Source organism: Novosphingobium fuchskuhlense, assembly GCF_001519075.1.
Lineage (GTDB): Bacteria > Pseudomonadota > Alphaproteobacteria > Sphingomonadales > Sphingomonadaceae > Novosphingobium > Novosphingobium fuchskuhlense.
On record NZ_KQ954244.1, the window covers coordinates 86,983 to 105,070 of the forward strand.

An 18,088-nucleotide genomic window follows, 5' to 3' on the forward strand; every position below is an offset into this window, starting at 1 on the left:
CGGACCTGCGGCGCGGCACGGTATCGCTGCTTATGCCCCTACGGAATCCGTGCGTTTTTGCAGTCACACCGCGCACAAAAACCGACCTCGCGTCCCTATTTCTGATAGTTGCCGTTCGCCCCTCGCACCCTAGCCTAGTGCTCGGGATTGTGGGCGCAAAATCTAGCAAAAACAGCTGGATACGCACCCGCACACAAAAGGGAGGATTGCTATGGGGTTAAGGACAATCGTGTCGCCGTTCCGCGCCGCGCTCTTCGCGGGTGTGGCCGCCACTTCGCTGGCCCTGCCGGGTCTGGCCCATGCCGCCGATGCTGCGGCCGAAGCGGCCGGCGCCACTTCCGATGACGCCAACGCCATCACCGTTGTCGCGCGCAAGTCGACGGAAACGCTGCAGAACGTGCCGGTGACGATCACCGCGATCACCGCCGATGCGATCAACCGCGATCAGGCGACCAAGGCCGAAGCGCTCGGCACCCATGTTCCCACGCTCAACATCTATTCGGGCGGTTCGGGTTCGGGCGGCTCTATCGCGCTGCGCGGCGTTGGCTCCTCGGCCATTTCGGCGGCGTTCGACTCCGCCGTCGCGCTCGACATGGACGGCATCCAGCTCTCGTCCATGCGCCTTCTCCAGGCCGGCTTCTTCGACATGAAGCAGATCGACGTGATGAAGGGCCCGCAGACGCTCTACTTCGGCAAGAGCGCGACCGCGGGCGTGCTCGGCCTGCGTTCGGCTGATCCCACCAAGCAGTGGGAAGTGGGCGGCAAGGCGAGCTACGAATTCATCGAGCATGGCTATGTCATCGGCGGCTACATTTCGGGTCCGCTCAGCGACACCCTCGGCATCCGCGTCGCCGGCCAGTACAACGACATCTCGAAGTACACCCAGATCCAGCGGGACATCCCGGTCAAGATCCCCAACCGCGGCATGCGCGATTTCGTCGGCCGCCTGACCCTGCAGTGGGATCCGTCGAGCGCGTTCACGGCGAACTTCAAGCTCAACTACATCAGCAACCGCAACGACGGCGCGATCGGCCACCAGGACATCGATTGCGGCAAGAACGGCCGTGCGGACGAAGTCGTGCTGCTGGGCGGCGCGGTGGCGATTCCTTCAGGCGCGAACTGCAACATCAACGACCGCTACTACGCGATCAGCGACCCTTCGCCGACCCAGGCCGGCGGCTATCCGACGGGCAGCGCCGCGGGTGATGGCAAGTATCCGGGGCACCCCTTCGGTCGCACGGACATCTGGCTGGCCCGCCTGCGCATGGATCTCGACCTGAGCGACACGCTCAAGCTCAGCTCGGTGACCGGCTACTTCGACATCAATTCGGTCGATTCGGATACCTACAGCTCGGTCGGCGTCGGCCCGGCGTTCAATCCGAACGGCGTTCCGCTCAATCTGATCGCGCCGCGCCTTGCCAGCATGAACGGTCCCGGCATCTCGCAGGGCTTCGGTTCGAGCGACCCGCTCAACGCCACCAAGCAGTGGACGCAGGAACTGCGCCTCACCAGCAGCTTTGACGGTCCGTTCAACTTCATGGTCGGCGGCTTCTACGAACACCGCAACATCGATTTCAACACCTCGCAGCAGGGCGTGAACATCTCGATCATCGCGGCGGACCCGGTCACGGGCAGCTGGTTCGACTGGTACAAGAAGCACCACACCACCACGAAGGCCTACTCGCTCTTCGCCAGCGGCAACTACAAGCTCACCGAACAGCTCGAACTTTCGGGCGGTGTGCGCTGGACCAAGGAAGACAAGGTCAACACGATCGCGGTGCCCTATGTCCATGCCTTCCTCGCGGCGACCCCGGCGTTCATCAGCAGCGGCTTCTTCTCGGGCCCGATCCCGTTCAAGGACCACAACGTCTCGCCGGAAGTCACCCTGCGCTATAAGGCCAGCGATGACCTCAACATCTATGCCGCCTACAAGACCGGCTACAAGTCGGGCGGCATCGACAACTCCGCGCTGCCTTCAAACAGCCTGCTCGGCTTCAACAACCCGGCCACGCGTGATGCCGTGGCGCAGGGCCTGATCTTCAAGTCCGAGCGCGCCAAGGGCGGCGAACTCGGCGTGAAGTCGCAGCTCGCAGGCCGCACAATCACCCTCAACGGCTCGCTGTTCTACTATGTGTTCAGCGATATCCAGCTGCAGGTATTCGATGCCACCAAGGTCCAGTTCCGCACCTTCAACGCTTCGGAACTGACCACGAAGGGTATCGACATCGACTTCAACTGGCGCACGCCGGTCGAAGGCCTGCGCCTCAATGGTGCGATTGCCTATACCAAGGCGACCTTCACCAAGCCGCTGGCTTCGGCCATCGACGGTTCGCCGCTCGAAGGCCGCAAGGCGTCGCGCGCGCCGGAATGGGCGGGCAACGTCGGGTTCGATTACAGCACCCCCGTGACCACCGACATCGAGCTTGGCATGCACAGCAATGTGGCCTTCTCGAGCAGCTACTACACCGATACGACCAGCGTGCAGGACCCGGTCCAGAACGGCTGGGCAACCGTCGACGGCAGCCTCTCGATCGGCAACCGCGACGGCAAGTGGAAGCTCGCTCTCGTCGGCATCAACGTGTTCGACAAGCGCTACGTCCAGTCGAGCGGCGCGCGTCCGTTCCTCGCCGGCCCGGGCGGGCTCGGCACGCCGGGCACCGCCACCTACGTGCCGCAGGGCGATGACCGCAACGTGCTGCTCAACCGCGGCCGCCAGGTCTTCGTGGAAGCCAGCTTCAAGTTCTGACCTTCAGAACATAGGCAAAGAAAGGGCCGCTCCGGGGAACCGGGGCGGCCTTTTCCGTTTGGACGCTGGGGAGGACTGTGTTGGGCCGCTCTGGATTCCAACCTGCGCGGGAATGACGATTGCATATGGTGCACGCAATTCGTCCTCCCCGCGCAGGCAGGGATCCAGAGCAGGCTAACGCCGTGCCAAGGGCCCCTTAAGCCGCCACTACGCGCACGGGAATGGCGCTTTGCAGCACCATGCCGGTGATCGGATCGGCATCGTCGGCATCGTCGATCAGGCGGTTGGTTGAGGCGCCGACGGTCATCACGTCGTCCTTGCCGGCATCATCGTTGCCCCAGGCGTGCGACATCGAGATCACCCCGCGGCGCACCTTGTCGCTTGCGTTGGCCACGGCATGGATCGAGGCAACGCGCGAGGCGATCTCGATCACCGCGCCGTCCTCCACGCCGAGCGCGGCGAGATCCTCCGGATTGAAGTAGGCCGGGTTGGTCGGCATCTTCTTCTTGAGGAATTCGGAGATGTGCCCGTTGCTGTTGTAGCGGTGCTTGGAGCGGCGCGAGATCAGGCGGAAATCGAAGCCGTCCGCTTCGGGCCGTGCTGCAGCATAGTGCGAAAATGCTGCAGGCATCTCGCCCGCGCCCAGCTGGAACCGGTTCGCCGCGTCCGGATCTGCCGGTTCGATCGTGGCATGGGCTTCGGGATAGAACATTGCCCCGCCCGGGTTTTCGCTCGCCAGCGAATCCGCGCGCGCCTTGCTCGGTGCGACGAGGCAGCCGTGCGAGATGAGGTCGAGCATGGTCATCTTGTCGGGCACGCTCTCCATCGAGCAGGGCCCACCGGGCAATTGCAGCTGGAGGCCGAGATGCTTGGCGATCCACCACAGCATCTCGTATTCATCCATGGTGTCGCCCGGCGGCGGCACCATCGCCTCGGCATAGTGGGCGTAAGGTTCCTCGCAGAACGGCTGCGAGACGTTGTTGATGTCTTCCCGTTCAAGGCACATCGACGGTGCGAGGATCACGTCCGCCCGCTTTGCGCTGGCCGACATATAGGGATCGACCTGGACGAACATCTCCAGCGTTTCCAAGGCTTTCCTCACCTTGCGCTGGTTGGGAAAGGCGATTTCTGGGTTGCCGCCGATCGAGATCAGCACCTTGATCTGGCCTTCGCCGGGAGTGAGGATCTCGTCCGCGAGCACCGGACAGGGCATTTCGGTGCCGAGCTTGCCGATGCCGCGAATGCGCGACTGGGCGAAGCCTTCGCCGAACATCGGCATCGGCGGGGCGACCTGCGCTTTCTTGGGCCCGGCAGCAAAGGGCATGAACACCATGGGGTTCGCCACCTTGTCACCCGCCTGGTTGAACCGCGCGCAGACCACGTTGAGCGCGGTGACCATATATTCGGTGAGGACGCCGCGCCCGGCCATTTCCGGCCCGGTGCCCGTGACCACGCGGCCCTTCGCCGCGCGGGCGAACATGCGGGCGGCGGCGACGATCTGTTCGGCCGGAACCCCCGCTCGCTCAGCCGCCAGATCGGGCGTGAAGTCCTTTACCGCGTCAGCCAGCGCGTCGAAGCCATCGACATGAGCGGCGACGAAGTTGCGGTCGTAGAGACCCTCCTTGATGATCACGTGCAGCATGCCGCCAAGCAGCGCGGGGTCCTCGCCCGGCTTCACCTGCAGGTAGAGGTCCGCGAGGTTGCCGGTATCGCTCTGGCGCGGATCGGCGACGATCACCTTCATCCCCCGCGCCTTGGCATCGCGGAGGCGGCGCGAGGGCGAGAACGGCGGGACGCCGCCGCTCGGCGTATAGTGCGAGACGAGCGGGTTGTTGCCGACGAACATGACGACGTCGGATTCCTCGAAGTTGTTCGGCCCACCCATCCACTGGCCATAGCGCGCGGTGGTGAAGACCTTGGCGGGCTGGTCGACCGTGACGCTGGTATAGTAGTTGCGCGTGCCGATGGCCTCCGCCAGCGCATAGGATGTGCCGAGCACCGCGCTGTTCTGGAAGGCATTGGTGCCGCAATAGAGCGCGACCGCATGGGGGCCGTGTTCGGCAATGACGGCGCGGATCTTGTCTGCCACCAGCTTGAGCGCCTCGGCGGTCGAGGTCTCGACGAACTCGGCGCCCTTGACCCCAGCCTTGCGCACCAGCGGGCGCAGGTGCCGTTCGGGCAGATTGTGCATTTCGGGCATCTGGCGGCCCTTCACGCACGTATAGCCGTTGAAGAGCGGATTCTCGGGATCGCCCCGCACCGCCGTGACCTTGTCGCCCTCCACATCGACCAGCATGGCACAGCTGGCATGGCAGAAGCGGCAGAAGGTACGCAGGGTCTTATCGGCCAAGACACGTCTCCCAATATTTTGAATAGGGAAGCTATCGGCAATCCGGGGCCGGGCACACTGATGAAAGAGAGGGGGCCCGAGAACAGGGGGCACCGCTCATTTCCGCCAGTGGCCTTGGCTGAAAAACCCGGGCTTGATGCTAGCCCAGCCTGCACTGGAGGAGACACGATGAGCACCGCAAACCGCCACTGGATCCTTGCCCGGCGCCCTGTCGGCAACGGCTATGCCGAAGCCTTTGCGCTGGAGACGGAGACGCTGCCCGCGCTGGCGGAGGGCCAGATCCTCGTCGCAAACAAGGTGCTCTCGATGGACAGCGGCACCCGCATGTACATGACCGACCGTGAGGACAGCTACCAGCCGGGCACGCCGCTTGGTGCCAAGCTGATCGGTACGGTGCTGGGCGTGGTCGTGGAAAGCCGCCATGCGGCGTACAAGGCGGGCGACCGTGTGCGCTGCTATGGCCAGTGGGCAGACTATTCGGTGGTCGAACCGGATGCGACCTATTGCACCGGGCTCGACGACGCGCATGACGATCTCAAAGCGTACGTCGGCATTTACGGCGCCAATGGCTGGACAGCATGGGTCGGCGTGGTCGAGACCGGCGCGGCCAAGGCGGGCGAGACATTTGTGGTTTCCGCCGCCGCAGGCTGCACCGGGCTCATGGCAGGCCAGATCGCCAAGGCGCGCGGGTGCCGGGTGATCGGCATCGCAGGGGGCGCGGCCAAGTGCGACCTGCTGACGCGCGAATACGGCTTTGACGGCGCGATCGACTACAAGGCCGCCGACGTCGAGGCCGAACTCGCTCGGCTCTGCCCGAATGGCATCGACGTCTATTTCGACAATGTCGGCGGCGCGATCCTCGATGCGGCGCTTGCCAATATGGCGCTGTTCGGACGCGTCGCGGTCTGCGGGCTGATCACCAACTATATCGCTGAGGGGCCCGTGCCCGGTCCCTACCGCTTCGATCAGGTGCTGATGAAGCGGCTGCGCATCGAAGGCTTCTTCTCGCCCGACTTCTATGCGCGCGAGCCGGAATTCAATCCGCAGCTGGCGCGGCTGGCGGCGGCGGGCCAGCTGCGGCTGCCCTTCGAAGTGAGCACGGGGCTGGAAGCGACCTCGGCGGCCTTCACCAAGCTCTTCACCGGGGCGAACATCGGCAAGGTGGTGGTGGAACTCTAGATCTGCGTGAAGCCGCCGTCGATGACCAGCTCGCTGCAGGTCATGTAGCTGGCAGCATCAGAGCACAGGAACACCACGCCGCCGCCCATTTCCTCGGGCCGGGCCATGCGCCCGATGGGGTGGGTCATCTTGATGCCCTCCATCGCCGCCTCGCGGCTGGGCGCGACGCCCATCTCGACATAGCGGTCGATGATGCTGCCGAGCATCCCGGTATCGACGCCGCCCGGATGCACCGAGTTGACACGGATGTTGTAGCCGAGCGCGGCAAACTCGGCCCCCATGCACTTGGTGAGGCCGGTCAGCGCGAACTTGCTGGTGCAGTAGGCCGCGTTGAACGGTGCGCCGTTGATGCCGCCGACCGAGGAGAAGTTGACCACGCTCGCGCCGCTCGTCCTCGCCTTGCCGCCCTCGCGCAGCAGCGGCAGAAGCGCCTGCGTACCGAGGATCACGCCATCGACATTGACCGCATTGAGGCGGTGGAACGCCTCCAGCGTCGTGGCCTCGAAGCTCTCCACGATGGAAATGCCGGCGATATGCACCAGCGCATCGAGCCGCCCATAGTGCGCCGCGACCACATCGGCGAGAGCCTTCCAGCTCGCCGCGCTCGTCACGTCGAGGCTGTGGTAGAGATCGCAGGGCACATCTGCACCCGCGTCCGGCAGATCCGCCGCGATCACGACCGCGTGCGCGGCCTTGAGCGCCTTGCACACCGCGCGGCCGATACCCCCGGTCGCGCCGGTAACCAGCGCGACAACTCCGTCCAGCGCAATCGTCATGCCTGCATCCCTTACTGGGCGGTCCAGCCGCCATCGACGACGAGTTCCGCGCCCGTCACGTAGCTCGCATCGTCGGAGGCGAGGAAGGCGATGGCCGGGGCGATCTCGTCCGGTTCGGCAATGCGGCCCATCGGGGTGGTAGCGCCAAGGCCCGCCATGAGCGCCTCGACGGATTCGCCCATGCCCTTTTCCACCCAGCCGGCCATGCCCTGTTCGAGCAGATGCGTGCGCACGAAGCCGGGGTGGACCGAATTGACGCGGATCGGCATGCGCTTCTGCGCGAACTCGATGGCGACAGCCTTGCAGAACAGCCGCACCGCGCCCTTCGAGGTGTTGTAGGCCGCAGCATCGGCAATGCCGACGATCCCCATGATGGAGCTGATCGCGATGACCGACGAACCGCCGCGCGTGGTCCGTCCGGTCTCCTCCATCAGCGGCGCGCAGTGCTTCACGCCCAGGAACAGGCCATCGACATTGACCGCCATGACGCGGTGCCAGTCTGCCAGCGTGATGTCCTCGACCCGCGCGGTGCAATCGGTGCCCGCATTGGCGACCATCACATCAAGCCGCCCATGATCGGCGCGGACCTGTGCTGCGGCGGCCTGCCAATCGGCTTCCTGCGCCACGTTGAGCTGCAGATACCGCGCAGACGGCCCCAGCCGGCCGAGCACGGCGGCAACCTCCGCCGCACCCGGATCGGGCAAGTCCGTCAGCACGACCACCGCGCCTTCGGACAGCAGCCGCTCTGCCGCCGCAAGGCCAATGCCGCGCAGCGCGCCAGTGACCAGCGCGACGCGCCCTTCAAGCCGCTGCATCACGCCGTCTTCGGGAGTTCGCCGGAGATGTACTTGTCCATCGTGCGGTGGAACTGGCGGATGCGCGTTTCCTGATAGTGGCCGAGCTCGAGCTTCTTGTTCTTGCTGGCCTTCATGCCCGCCTGCACATGCGGCAGGTTTTCCATATCCTGATCGAACACGCCCGCGAGCGCCGCACCGATGAGATGGCTGGCGTAGGTGAAGGGCTGATCATCCGGGATCATGAACATCTCTGGCCCGCGCGCCGGCTTCTCGCCCTTTTGCGCGCGCATCAGGATGCGCACTTCCATCAGGCAGTGATCGGCATCCTTCCACGGCCGCCAGCGGTAGACGATGTTGGGCACGAAACCGCCCCAGGGCGACCAGTTGGGGAAGATGTTGTAGGTGAGGTTGTCGAGCATCTCGCTGTCCGAAGCCTCGGAGTAATCGTGCCCGTTCATCGCCGCGAAGCCTTCGCGGTTGGCCTGCGCCAGCACCTTGCGCGCGAGCAGCGGATCATCCGCATCGAAGCCCTTGAGGTCGGCCGGTTCGGCCGCGTTGCGACGGCCGCGCCCGTCGCCCGCACCAAGGAATTCCGCCAGCTTGTTGATCACATAGAGCTGGTCCTTGCCCTTGAGGTGGGGCGAGAGCGTGCCGTTGGGCGTGATCGCGCGGTTCATGTGATCGCCGTAGAGATCGTAGCGCGTGTTGGCGTCCGCCGTGAACGGCAGGATCTGCGGATGCGTGACGACCGAGTGCCATGCTTCCATGAACGCCTCGGCAACCGCCTTCCAGTTGGCGGGCACCACGCGCGCGACCCACGCGCCGGTGGTGCATTCGTCGAGCCGCCAGTTGTCGTAATGCTCGATGCCCGGACCGACCCAGTCACGGAATGAGGGCAGGTCGTGGTTCTCGGTGACGAGGATGAAGCCCTGCCAGCGCTCGACCTTCAGTTCGGGGAGCGAGAGGTCCTTGTCTTCCAGATGCTTAAAATCCCACGAGCAGGGGATTTCCTTGAGGCTGCCGTCGTTGTTCCAGGTGAAGCCGTGGAACGGGCAGCGCAGGTTGATCGAGCGCCCGCTTTCGATCCTGAGCTTGCGCCCGCGGTGGAGGCACACGTTGTAGAACGCGCGCACGCCGCCATCCTGCTGGCGGACCAGCAGGAACGACTTGTCATTGATCTCGTAGACCACCGTGTCGCCGGGATCGGGCATATCCTCTTCACGCGCGGCAAACTGCCACACATTGGGCCACATCTTCTCGTCTTCCAGCGCCTTGAACGCGGGGCTGGTGTAGCGATCCGGATCGAGCGGATCATCGCCCAGCTCCTGCGTCGATTCCATCACCAGATAGTCCGGCGCCGGGCGCGTATCGACGGCGAGCATGTCGGTATAGGTGATGCCCGGGCAGCGGTCCGAGCGGTCGATCTGGGGGTCAATATCAGCCATGGCGGGTCCTGATTGTGGGCGGCGTCGACAGGGCCGGGCAGGCCCTACCGCGCGCGCAGGTCTTGCACGCGCAGCATAATGCCATCGCGCCCGATGCCAACAAGCTGACGCATTGGATAGGAAGGGGGATTCTACTGCTTCTCCAGCAGCGCCGCGCCTTCGGGGATCACCACCCAGTCCTGCTTGCTGGTGGTCCAGAAATGGACGGTCGGCGCGAGGTCCTTCGGATCATCGAGCGTGCCCGCCTTGATGAAGATCATCCCCTGCGCCATCCCGTCAGGCGTTTCCGTGAAGACGGGTGAGCCGCACTTGGGGCAGAATTTGCGATAGACCGCGCGGCCCGCCTCGCTGCCGTCCTCGTACGTCGTGAGATCGCCGGACCGTTCGAGCGCGGCAAACGGCACGGCGACCAGCACCGAGAGCGCGGAACCGGCCTGCCGCTGGCAATGGCGGCAATGGCACACGCCGGTCAGCAGCGGTGGCCACGCGGTTTCATAGCGTACCGATCCGCAAAGGCATCCGCCCGTGCGCCGCTCGCCTGCCGTTTCCGTTTCGCTCATCGTCCCGTCTCCCTGTTCCTTGTCCTGTCCATCGCACAGCCTGTGCTGCGCGCCATCTCACGTTTCTGCCAGCACGGAATCCGTCAGCATGGCCTTGAGCTCGCCCTTCAGGATCTTGCCGTTGGCGTTGCGCGGCAAGCTCTCCGCGATGAAAGCGATCCGCACCGGGACCTTGAAACCGGCCAGCCGCGCAGCAACGAAGGCCTTGAGTTCGTCCTCGCCTGCCTCCGTCCCGGGCGCGAGACAGACCACCGCCGCCGGTTCCTCGCCCAGCGTGCGGTGGGGCACGCCCACCAGCGCCGCGTCGGTAACGGCGGGATGCTCGTAGAGCACGTTCTCGACCTCGATCGAATAGATGTTCTCGCCGCCGCGGATGATCACGTCCTTGGCGCGGTCGACGATGGTGCAGAAGCCTTCGTCGTCGAGCTTTGCCAGATCACCGGTGCGCACCCAGCCATCGACGAATGTCTGTGCACTCGCTTCCGGCCGGTTCCAGTAGCCCGCAACGATCATCGGGCCGCTCGCCCAAAGCTCGCCGACCGTGTTTGGCGGCAGCACGGTGACCCCGTCGTCGGCGCGGATTTCCAGCGACGCGACAGGGGCTGCCGGGCCGCAGCTGGAGGGCCGGTTGAGGTAATCCTCGGCCATATGGTGCGTCACCGTGGCACTGGTTTCCGTCATGCCCCAACCGTTGCCGGGGAGCGCGCCGAAGGTCTGCCAGATCGCCGAGACGAGTTCCGGTGCGGAGGGCGCGCCGCCATAGGCGATGGCCTCAAGGCTGGAGAGATCGAACTTGTGCCGATCAGGGTGCTCGATCAGCTGCCACGCGATGAAGGGCACGCCGCCGGTCATCGTCACGCGCTCCTGCTCGATCAGGCGCATCGCTTCCAGCGTATCCCACTTGTGGAGCAGCACGAGACGGCTGCCGCCCGCCAGCGAGCCCATCAGCGTCGCCGAGAAGGCAGTGGCATGGAAGAAGGGAACGGCCAGCAGGATCACGCGGGGGCGCGGCTCGGGCAGCCCCTCGCCGCGTCGCCTTGCCGATTGCGCGCCGCTCCACGCGCTGGTCATGATGTTGGTGGCCAAATTGCGGTGTGTGCCGAGCGCGCCCTTGGGCCGCCCGGTGGTGCCGCTGGTGTAGAAGATGCCGGCGGGATCATCGCTGGCGATTTCGGCCGGCGGCAGCTCGGCATCGGGCAGCGCGGGCCAACTCGCCGGCGCACCGATAAGGTCCTCCAGCCGCTCGGCGCCCTCGAGCGGACCCGAGGCGCGGGAGACGACCACGTTCTGCAGCGGCAGGCCAGCGGCCTGCGGGGCAATCCGCATCCACCGGTCGGCATCGGCGATCAGCAGCTTTGCACCACTGTCCTCCAGCGCGAACGCCAGTTCCTCGCCCGTCCACCAGGCGTTGAGCGGCACGATGATGGCGCCCAGCGCGCAGACGGCCATGAAGGCGACCGGCCATTCCGGCAGGTTGCGCATGGCCAGCGCCACGCGGTCACCCTTGCCCACCCCGCGCGCGGCCAGCGCCGCCATCAGCGCCGCGACGGCGCGGTGGAACGCATCGAAACTCACGCGCTCCTCACCGTAGACGAGGAAATCGGCCGCCCCATGGGTGCGCGCCGCCGCCAGAACGCCGCGCAGATCGGGCAGCGCGTTCTTCCACGCCCGCGTCGGCACGCCGCGGATCATCACGGTCTCCATCTCGAATGGCATGCCCGGCGCGCACAGCTCCTCGCGGATCTGGGCGAGCGTGTGGACAGGCCAGCCGGCAGGAATCGTGGGCAGCGCAGCGGTGATTTCAGTCATGGCATCCTCATGGGCTCCGCTCGTTCCGGCGGTGCCTTCCCTGGTGCGCGAGACTAGTCACCGGCCTGCCTCGCAGCAAGGGGGCCGAAACGCGCGGATGCCGTAGCGGAAGGCACGAAATCCGGCGGAATTGCTGCATTTTTTCGCGTTGACTTGCCTCGCAAAGCGCTTCCCTGATCTCCGATCATGACCTAATCCGATCCAATAAGAGGATTCGCGAAAGGGACAGGATTTGCCGGAAGCCGAGCACCCGGAGACCGTCATTGCGGCACCGGCCGAAGCCGAAATGGGCTTCGGCGCGCTCGCTGCGCGGCTTGAGCCGATCGGCGATGGGCGTTTCAGGCTGGATGGTGCGTCAGGCTGGATGCAGGGCCGCACGATGTATGGCGGCGCGGCGGCCTTCATCGCCTATTCCGCCGCGAAGCTGGCGTTCCCCGATCTCCCCCCGCTGCGCGCCGCCCAAGTCGGCTTCGTCGCGCCGGTCGGCGAGCATCTCGAAGTAGAGGTGGTCATGCTCCGGCAGGGCCGCAGCGTTGCCCAGGTCGAAACCTCGCTGCTGTGCGACGGCGCGGTTGCCCAGCGCACGCTCTGGCTGTTCGGTGCGGGGCGGGAGAGCAACGGCAGCGTGCCCGCCGCCGTGCTGACAAACCTCGTCCAGCCCGAAGATTCCCCCCGCCTCACCGCGAACGACATGGCACCTGCCTTCACCGCGCGGATGGACATGCGCCGTGCCGATCCGCCCGGCGGCTCGCCCCCCGGCACGATCCGCCGCTGGGTGCGCCTCAAGGACCGGGCAGGGCTTGATCCCGTCGGCGAACTCGTCGGCATCGGCGATGCACTGCCCCCCGGCTCCGCCCGCGCGATGGAGCGGATGGGCCCGATCAGTTCGATCACCTGGGCGCTGACCATGCTGGGCGAAGTGCCACCCACCCGCGAAGGCTGGTGGCTGCTCGAAACCGCCTCCAACCACATGGGGCACGGCTTCAGCAGCGAGACCCTGCGCCTGTGGAACAGCGACGGCGTGGCGGTGATGCACGGCCTGCAATCGGTGGCGGTGTTCGGATGATCCCGATAGCCGATCCTGCCGCCCACGGCTTCGATCCCGCCCGCCTCGCGCGGATCGGTGCGTTCCTCGAGGAACGCTATGTCGCCCCCGGCCTCATCCCCCATGCCGACCTGCTGATCGCACGCGAGGGCCAGCCGGTCCTCCGCTTCACCACCGGCAAGGCCCGCGCCGACGGCACGCCGCTGGGGCAGGATGCACTTTTCCGCATCGCCTCGATGACAAAGCCACTTACCAGCCTGGCCTTCATGATACTGCTGGAGGAAGGCAAGGTCGCGCTCGACGATCCCGTCACCAAGGTGATCCCCGAGTTCGCCGGGCTTGGCATTTACAATGGCGGCGGCGGCGATGCGCCGTTCTTCCCCACGCGCGCCGCGACAAGCCCGATGCGCATGGTGGACCTGCTGACGCACATGTCGGGCCTGACCTACGGCATCCAGAACCGCACCAATGTCGATGCGGCCTACCGCAAGGGGCGGCTCGATGGCCATGCCTCGCTGCCCGGCAACGATCACTTCATTGCCGAACTCGCGAAGCTGCCGCTGGAGTTCGATCCAGGCACGGGCTGGAACTACTCGGTCAGCACAGACGTGCTGGGCGTGGTGGTGGCGCGCCTTTCCGGCATGAGCCTCGGCGAATTCCTTGGGCAGAGGATTTTCGGCCCGCTCGGCATGACCGATACCGGCTTCCATTGCCCGCCCGAAAAGGCCCACCGCCTCACCGACAGCTGGGCGTGGACCCCGCTGGGCGCACCCACGCTGATCGATCATGCGGAAAGCTCCAACACGTTGCGCGCGCCCCGCTTCGAAAGCGGCGGCGGCGGTCTGCTTTCCACAACTGCCGACTACCATCGCTTCTGTGCCGCGCTGGCGAACGGTGGTGTTCCGCTGATCTCGCCCAAGACGCTTGCCCTGATGACGGCGAACCACCTCCCCGGCGGCGCGGACCTGACGACGCTTTCGCGCGCGCTGTTCAGCGAATCCGGCAATGCGGGCGTCGGCTTCGGCCTTGGCTTCGGCGTGGTGGTCGATCCTGCCAGGACGCTGATTCCCGGCACCAAGGGTGAATTCCACTGGGGCGGCATCCATTCCACCGCCTTCTTCGTCGATCCGGTCGAAAGGCTGCATGTGATCTTCATGACGCAGCTTTTCCCCTCTTCAGCCTACCCCATCCGCCGCCAGCTCAAGACGCTGGTCTATTCGGCGATGACGCACAGTAACGCCTGAATTTTGGCACGCCTGACATCTTCGAAGGAGACACCGCAATGTCCGATCCCATCCCCGGCGCCAAGGACCACATCGACACCGCACGCAAGCTCGCCGCGACGATCGACGATATTCCGGCCGACACCGCGCTGCTGCCGGTGAACAAGGTCGGCGTGATCGGCGCAGGGACCATGGGCGGCGGCATCACGATGAACTTCCTGACGGCCGGCATCCCCGTCACCATCGTCGAGATGACGCAGGAAGCCCTGGACCGCGGCGTCGCCACGATGCGCCGCAACTACGAAAACACCGTGAAGCGGGGCAAGATGGAGGCCGCCCTTGCCGAAGCCGCGATGGGCCGCCTGACGCCGACGCTCGATTTCAATGCCCTCGCCGACGCCGATCTGGTGATCGAGGCGGTCTACGAGAGCATGGACGTGAAGAAGGAGGTGTTCGGCAAGCTCGATGCCATCGTGAAACCCGGAGCAATCCTGGCGAGCAACACCAGCTACCTCGATGTGAACGCCATCGGCGCCAGCACGAAGCGCCCCGAAGCGGTGCTTGGCATGCACTTCTTCTCACCCGCCAACGTGATGAAGCTGCTCGAAGTCGTGCGTGGGTCGGCGACGGCCAAGAACGTCCTCGCGACGGTGATGGCGCTGGCCGTCAAGATCGGGAAGGTCCCGGTCGTCTCGGGCGTGTGCCACGGCTTCATCGGCAACCGCATGCTGAGCAAACGGCAGGAACAGGCCAATGCCCTCATCATGGAAGGTGCGGACTTCGCCGATGTCGATAACGCCCTGCTGGAGTTCGGCTTTCCAATGGGGCCATTTCAGATGGCGGACCTCGCCGGGCTCGACATCGGTTGGCACCGCGATCCGGCCCGCATCGAAACGCTGCGCGAGGCGCTTTGCGCGCTGGGCCGTTGGGGCCAGAAGACCGGCAAGGGCTTCTACGACTACGACGAGAACCGCCAGCGCACGCCGAGCGAAGTCACGCGCGGCCTGATTGCCGAATGGGCCGCCAAGGCCGGGAAACCGCAGCGCAAGATCGACGCGGCAGAGATCCTCGAGCGTCTGCTCTATCCGATGATCAGCGAAGGTGCGCTGATCCTTGAAGAAGGCATTTCGCAGCGCGCGTCCGATATCGATACCGTCTGGCTCAACGGTTACGGCTGGCCGGCGTGGACCGGCGGCCCGATGTTCTGGGCCAGCCACATCGGCCTCGCCACGGTCGTCGCAGGCCTTGAAAAGCATGGCCTCCCCGTCGCCCCGCTGCTCGCCCGGAAGGCGGCAGCCGGCGAAGCCTTCGACTGAGGACAGGAGCGGCCATGCGCATCGAGGAGATCATCGAAAGCCCGTTCATCCCGCTGAGCGTGATCCTGCGCACCCATGCGGCAAGGCGGGGCGACGCCATCGCGATGGCCGACGAGACGTCGTGGATTTCGTGGGGCGATCTCGACAGGATGCTCGACCGCGTGGCCGCCGCCCTCCAGCGCGAGGGGGTTCAGGCGAACGAACCCATCGCCATCGCGGCGAGCAACGCGGTGAACACCGGCCTCGCCTTTCTTGGGGCCCTGCGCGCCGGGGCGGTGGCAGCGCCGCTGACCTCGACGGCAGCCCCCGCCACCGTGCTGGCCATGCTGGCCGACAGCACGAGCCGCGTGTTGCTGCTCGACAAGGCCATGGCCGATGGCCTCGCGGGACTGCCCTTCCCCGAACACGTGAAGCGCGTCGCGCTCGATGACAGCGACGGGGGGCTCCCCTTCTCGCAGTGGATCGCGCCGGAAGGTGCCCAACCGGAAGAACGCCTCCCCCGTCCGGAAGACCCGTTCAACATCATCTATTCCTCGGGCACCACCGGCAGCCCCAAGGGCATCGTTCAATCGCACCAGATGCGCCACGAATATGTGCGCCGCGGGCTGGGCTCGGGCTTCGACGACAACAGCGCGACGATCTGCTCCACCCCGCTCTATTCGAACACCACGCTGGTCAGCTTCCTCCCCACCCTCACCGCGGCGGGCAAAGTGGTGCTGATGAAGAAGTTCGATGCGCGCGGCTTCCTCGAACTGTCGCAGCGCGAGCGTGTGACGCACGCCATGCTGGTGCCGGTGCAATACCGCCGGATCATGGAAGTGCCGGATTTCGACAGCTTCGATCTCTCCTCCTACCGGCTCAAGACCTGCACCTCCGCCCCCTTCCCCGCCTGGCTCAAGGCAGACGTGCTGAAGCGCTGGCCCGGCGGCCTTGTCGAAGGCTACGGCCTTACCGAAGGCGGCGCGACCACCAACCTTGTCGCGCACGAATACCCGGACAAGCTCCACACGGTCGGCCGCCCCTCGCCCGGCCATGTCATCAAGATCATCGACGAGGAGGGCAACGAACTGCCCCAGGGCGAAGTGGGCGAGATCGTCGGCCGCTCTCCGATCATGATGAACGGATATCATGGCCAGCCCGCCAAGACGCGCGAGATGGAGTGGTTCGACAAGGACGGCAACCGCTATCTACGCCACGGCGATGTCGGCAAGTTCGACGAGGACGGCTTCCTCATCCTGATGGACCGCGCCAAGGACATGATCATCTCCGGCGGGTTCAACATCTACCCGACGGACCTTGAAGCCGAACTCACCCGCCAGAGCGCGGTGAAGGAGGCGGCCGTCGTCGGCATTCCTTCGGACCAGTGGGGCGAGACACCGCTCGCCGTGATCGTGCTGGCCGATCCTTCCGCGGATCCCGAAGCCATTCGTGCAGAGGCCAACCGTGCGCTCGGCAAGACGCAGCGCATCGCCCGCATCGAGGTGGTCGATGAACTGCCGCGCAACCCCATAGGCAAAGTGCTGAAGCGCGAACTTCGCGATCACTTCGGCGGAAACCCCATTGCCCAAGCCCCCGTCGCAGATTCCCCCATTCCCGATTCCAAGGAGAACACCCATGCGTGATGCCGTAATCGTCGCTGCCGCCCGCACCCCCATCGGCCGCGCCTACAAGGGCGCGTTCAACACCACTGCCGGCGCCACGCTCGGCGCGCTCTCGCTCGAGGCCGCCGTGGCGCGCGCCGGGATCGAAGGCGGCGAGGTGGACGACGTGCTGTGGGGTTCGGCGCTCCAACAGGGCGCGCAGGCCGGCAACATCGCCCGCCAGGTCGCGCTTCGGGCCGGCCTCCCCGTCACCGTCTCGGGCATGAGCATGGACCGCCAGTGCTCATCGGGCCTGATGACCATTGCCACCGCCGCCAAGCAGATCATCGTCGACCGGATGGATGTGGTTGCCGCAGGCGGGCAGGAATCGATCAGCCTCGTCCAGACCAAGGACATGCGCGTTGCCCCGGACCGGTCGCTCGTGGCCATGCATGGCGCGGTCTACATGCCGATGCTGCAAACCGCCGAAACGGTCGGCAAGCGCTACAACATCAGCCGCGAGGCCTGCGACGAATACGCGCTCCAGTCGCAGCAGCGCACTGCCGCCGCGCAGGCTGCGGGCAAGTTCGATGCCGAGATCGTGCCGACCACCAGCTCGATGGGCGTGCAGAACAAGGAGACCGGCGAGATCACGATGCAGGAGGTGCATCTCACCAAGGACGAGGGCAACCGCCCCTCGACCACCTTGGAAAATCTTCAGGCGCTCAAGCCTGTGATCGAGGGCGGGATCGTGACGGCAGGCAACGCCAGCCAGCTGTCTGACGGCTCCGCCGCCGTGGTGCTGATGGAAGCGGCCGTCGCCGCAAAGAAGGGCCTCACCCCGCTGGGCCGCTATGTCGGCATGGCCGCAGCAGGCACCGAGCCCGATGAAATGGGCATCGGCCCGGTCTTCGCGGTCCCCGCCCTGCTGAAGCGCTTCGGCCTCAAGATGGATGACATCGGCCTGTGGGAACTGAACGAGGCTTTCGCGGTGCAGGTGCTCTACTGCCGCGACAAGCTGGGCATTCCGAACGAGCTGCTCAACGTCAACGGCGGGGCCATTTCCATCGGGCACCCCTATGGCATGACCGGCGCGCGCGGGGTCATGCATGCGCTGATCGAGGGCAAGCGCCGGGGCGCAAAGCATGTCGTCGTCACGATGTGCGTGGGCGGCGGCATGGGCGCGGCGGGGCTGTTCGAAGTCCTTTGAGTCCCCGCGCTCAGACCATGAAAAAAGGGGCGCTGCCGGATAGCCGGCAGCG

General features: G+C 65.8%; 12 protein-coding genes and 1 pseudogene. 7 read left to right on the plus strand and 6 right to left on the minus strand.

The window, feature by feature from the left end; translation table 11 throughout:
- The first annotated feature begins 211 nt into the window (after positions 1-211).
- Complete coding sequence (locus AQZ52_RS00415; protein ID WP_082697474.1) at positions 212-2,746, plus strand: TonB-dependent receptor; 2,535 nt, start codon at positions 212-214, stop codon at positions 2,744-2,746.
- Positions 2,747-2,942: 196 nt separating this feature from the next.
- On the opposite strand, the gene AQZ52_RS00420 is transcribed toward AQZ52_RS00415, so the two are convergent.
- Positions 2,943-5,096: a molybdopterin-containing oxidoreductase family protein gene (locus AQZ52_RS00420; protein WP_240481390.1), complete on the minus strand. Its 2,154-nt coding sequence runs from the start codon at positions 5,094-5,096 to the stop codon at positions 2,943-2,945.
- A gap of 168 nt (positions 5,097-5,264) precedes the next feature.
- Between AQZ52_RS00420 and AQZ52_RS00425 the strand changes: the two genes are divergently transcribed.
- Entirely contained in the window at positions 5,265-6,275 is a 1,011-nt protein-coding gene (locus tag AQZ52_RS00425; RefSeq protein WP_067906002.1) for an NADP-dependent oxidoreductase, read from the plus strand.
- On the opposite strand, the gene AQZ52_RS00430 is transcribed toward AQZ52_RS00425, so the two are convergent.
- The 5 genes from AQZ52_RS00430 to AQZ52_RS00450 form a co-directional block, all read right to left on the minus strand.
- A complete protein-coding gene (locus AQZ52_RS00430) occupies positions 6,272-7,051 on the minus strand; it encodes an SDR family NAD(P)-dependent oxidoreductase (RefSeq protein WP_067906003.1) in 780 nt (259 codons plus the stop codon). The genes AQZ52_RS00425 and AQZ52_RS00430 overlap by 4 nt on opposite strands.
- An 11-nt stretch (positions 7,052-7,062) precedes the next feature.
- The gene (locus tag AQZ52_RS00435; RefSeq protein ID WP_067906004.1) at positions 7,063-7,866 is read right to left on the minus strand and encodes an SDR family NAD(P)-dependent oxidoreductase; all 804 of its coding nucleotides are present in this window, start codon (positions 7,864-7,866) and stop codon (positions 7,063-7,065) included.
- The gene (locus tag AQZ52_RS00440; protein WP_067906005.1) at positions 7,866-9,293 is read right to left on the minus strand and encodes an aromatic ring-hydroxylating oxygenase subunit alpha; all 1,428 of its coding nucleotides are present in this window, start codon (positions 9,291-9,293) and stop codon (positions 7,866-7,868) included. The genes AQZ52_RS00435 and AQZ52_RS00440 overlap by 1 nt, the downstream gene beginning before the upstream one ends.
- Positions 9,294-9,424: 131 nt before the next feature.
- Entirely contained in the window at positions 9,425-9,853 is a 429-nt protein-coding gene (locus tag AQZ52_RS00445; RefSeq protein WP_067906006.1) for a GFA family protein, read from the minus strand.
- Between the two features lie 57 nt (positions 9,854-9,910).
- A complete protein-coding gene (locus AQZ52_RS00450; RefSeq protein WP_067906007.1) occupies positions 9,911-11,662 on the minus strand; it encodes a class I adenylate-forming enzyme family protein in 1,752 nt (583 codons plus the stop codon).
- 232 nt (positions 11,663-11,894) lie between these two features.
- On the opposite strand from AQZ52_RS00450, the gene AQZ52_RS00455 reads away from it, so the two are divergent.
- The 5 genes and pseudogenes from AQZ52_RS00455 to AQZ52_RS00475 all read left to right on the plus strand — a co-directional run bounded on the left by AQZ52_RS00455 (position 11,895) and on the right by AQZ52_RS00475 (position 18,036).
- On the plus strand, positions 11,895-12,728 hold the full coding sequence (locus tag AQZ52_RS00455; RefSeq protein WP_240481391.1) for an acyl-CoA thioesterase: 834 nt from the start codon (positions 11,895-11,897) through the stop codon (positions 12,726-12,728).
- On the plus strand, positions 12,728-13,951 hold the full coding sequence (locus tag AQZ52_RS00460) for a serine hydrolase domain-containing protein (RefSeq protein WP_067909111.1): 1,224 nt from the start codon (positions 12,728-12,730) through the stop codon (positions 13,949-13,951). The genes AQZ52_RS00455 and AQZ52_RS00460 overlap by 1 nt, the downstream gene beginning before the upstream one ends.
- Before the next feature lie 59 nt (positions 13,952-14,010).
- Positions 14,011-15,246: pseudogene (locus AQZ52_RS00465) on the plus strand (3-hydroxyacyl-CoA dehydrogenase); the annotation flags it as partial.
- A gap of 14 nt (positions 15,247-15,260) precedes the next feature.
- A complete protein-coding gene (locus AQZ52_RS00470) occupies positions 15,261-16,868 on the plus strand; it encodes a class I adenylate-forming enzyme family protein (protein ID WP_067906009.1) in 1,608 nt (535 codons plus the stop codon).
- Positions 16,861-18,036, plus strand: coding sequence for an acetyl-CoA C-acyltransferase (locus AQZ52_RS00475; protein WP_067906010.1), 1,176 nt, complete (start codon positions 16,861-16,863; stop codon positions 18,034-18,036). The genes AQZ52_RS00470 and AQZ52_RS00475 overlap by 8 nt, the downstream gene beginning before the upstream one ends.
- Positions 18,037-18,088: the final 52 nt, after the last annotated feature.

Coding starts and splice junctions, on each gene's coding strand:
- AQZ52_RS00470 (WP_067906009.1), top strand. CDS start 15,261: ATGCGCATCGAGGAGATCATCGAAAGCCCGTTCATCCCGCTGAGCGTG.
- AQZ52_RS00450 (WP_067906007.1), bottom strand. CDS start 11,662: ATGACTGAAATCACCGCTGCGCTGCCCACGATTCCTGCCGGCTGGCCT.
- AQZ52_RS00475 (WP_067906010.1), top strand. CDS start 16,861: ATGCGTGATGCCGTAATCGTCGCTGCCGCCCGCACCCCCATCGGCCGC.
- AQZ52_RS00425 (WP_067906002.1), top strand. CDS start 5,265: ATGAGCACCGCAAACCGCCACTGGATCCTTGCCCGGCGCCCTGTCGGC.
- AQZ52_RS00435 (WP_067906004.1), bottom strand. CDS start 7,866: ATGCAGCGGCTTGAAGGGCGCGTCGCGCTGGTCACTGGCGCGCTGCGC.
- AQZ52_RS00430 (WP_067906003.1), bottom strand. CDS start 7,051: ATGACGATTGCGCTGGACGGAGTTGTCGCGCTGGTTACCGGCGCGACC.
- AQZ52_RS00445 (WP_067906006.1), bottom strand. CDS start 9,853: ATGAGCGAAACGGAAACGGCAGGCGAGCGGCGCACGGGCGGATGCCTT.
- AQZ52_RS00440 (WP_067906005.1), bottom strand. CDS start 9,293: ATGGCTGATATTGACCCCCAGATCGACCGCTCGGACCGCTGCCCGGGC.
- AQZ52_RS00415 (WP_082697474.1), top strand. CDS start 212: ATGGGGTTAAGGACAATCGTGTCGCCGTTCCGCGCCGCGCTCTTCGCG.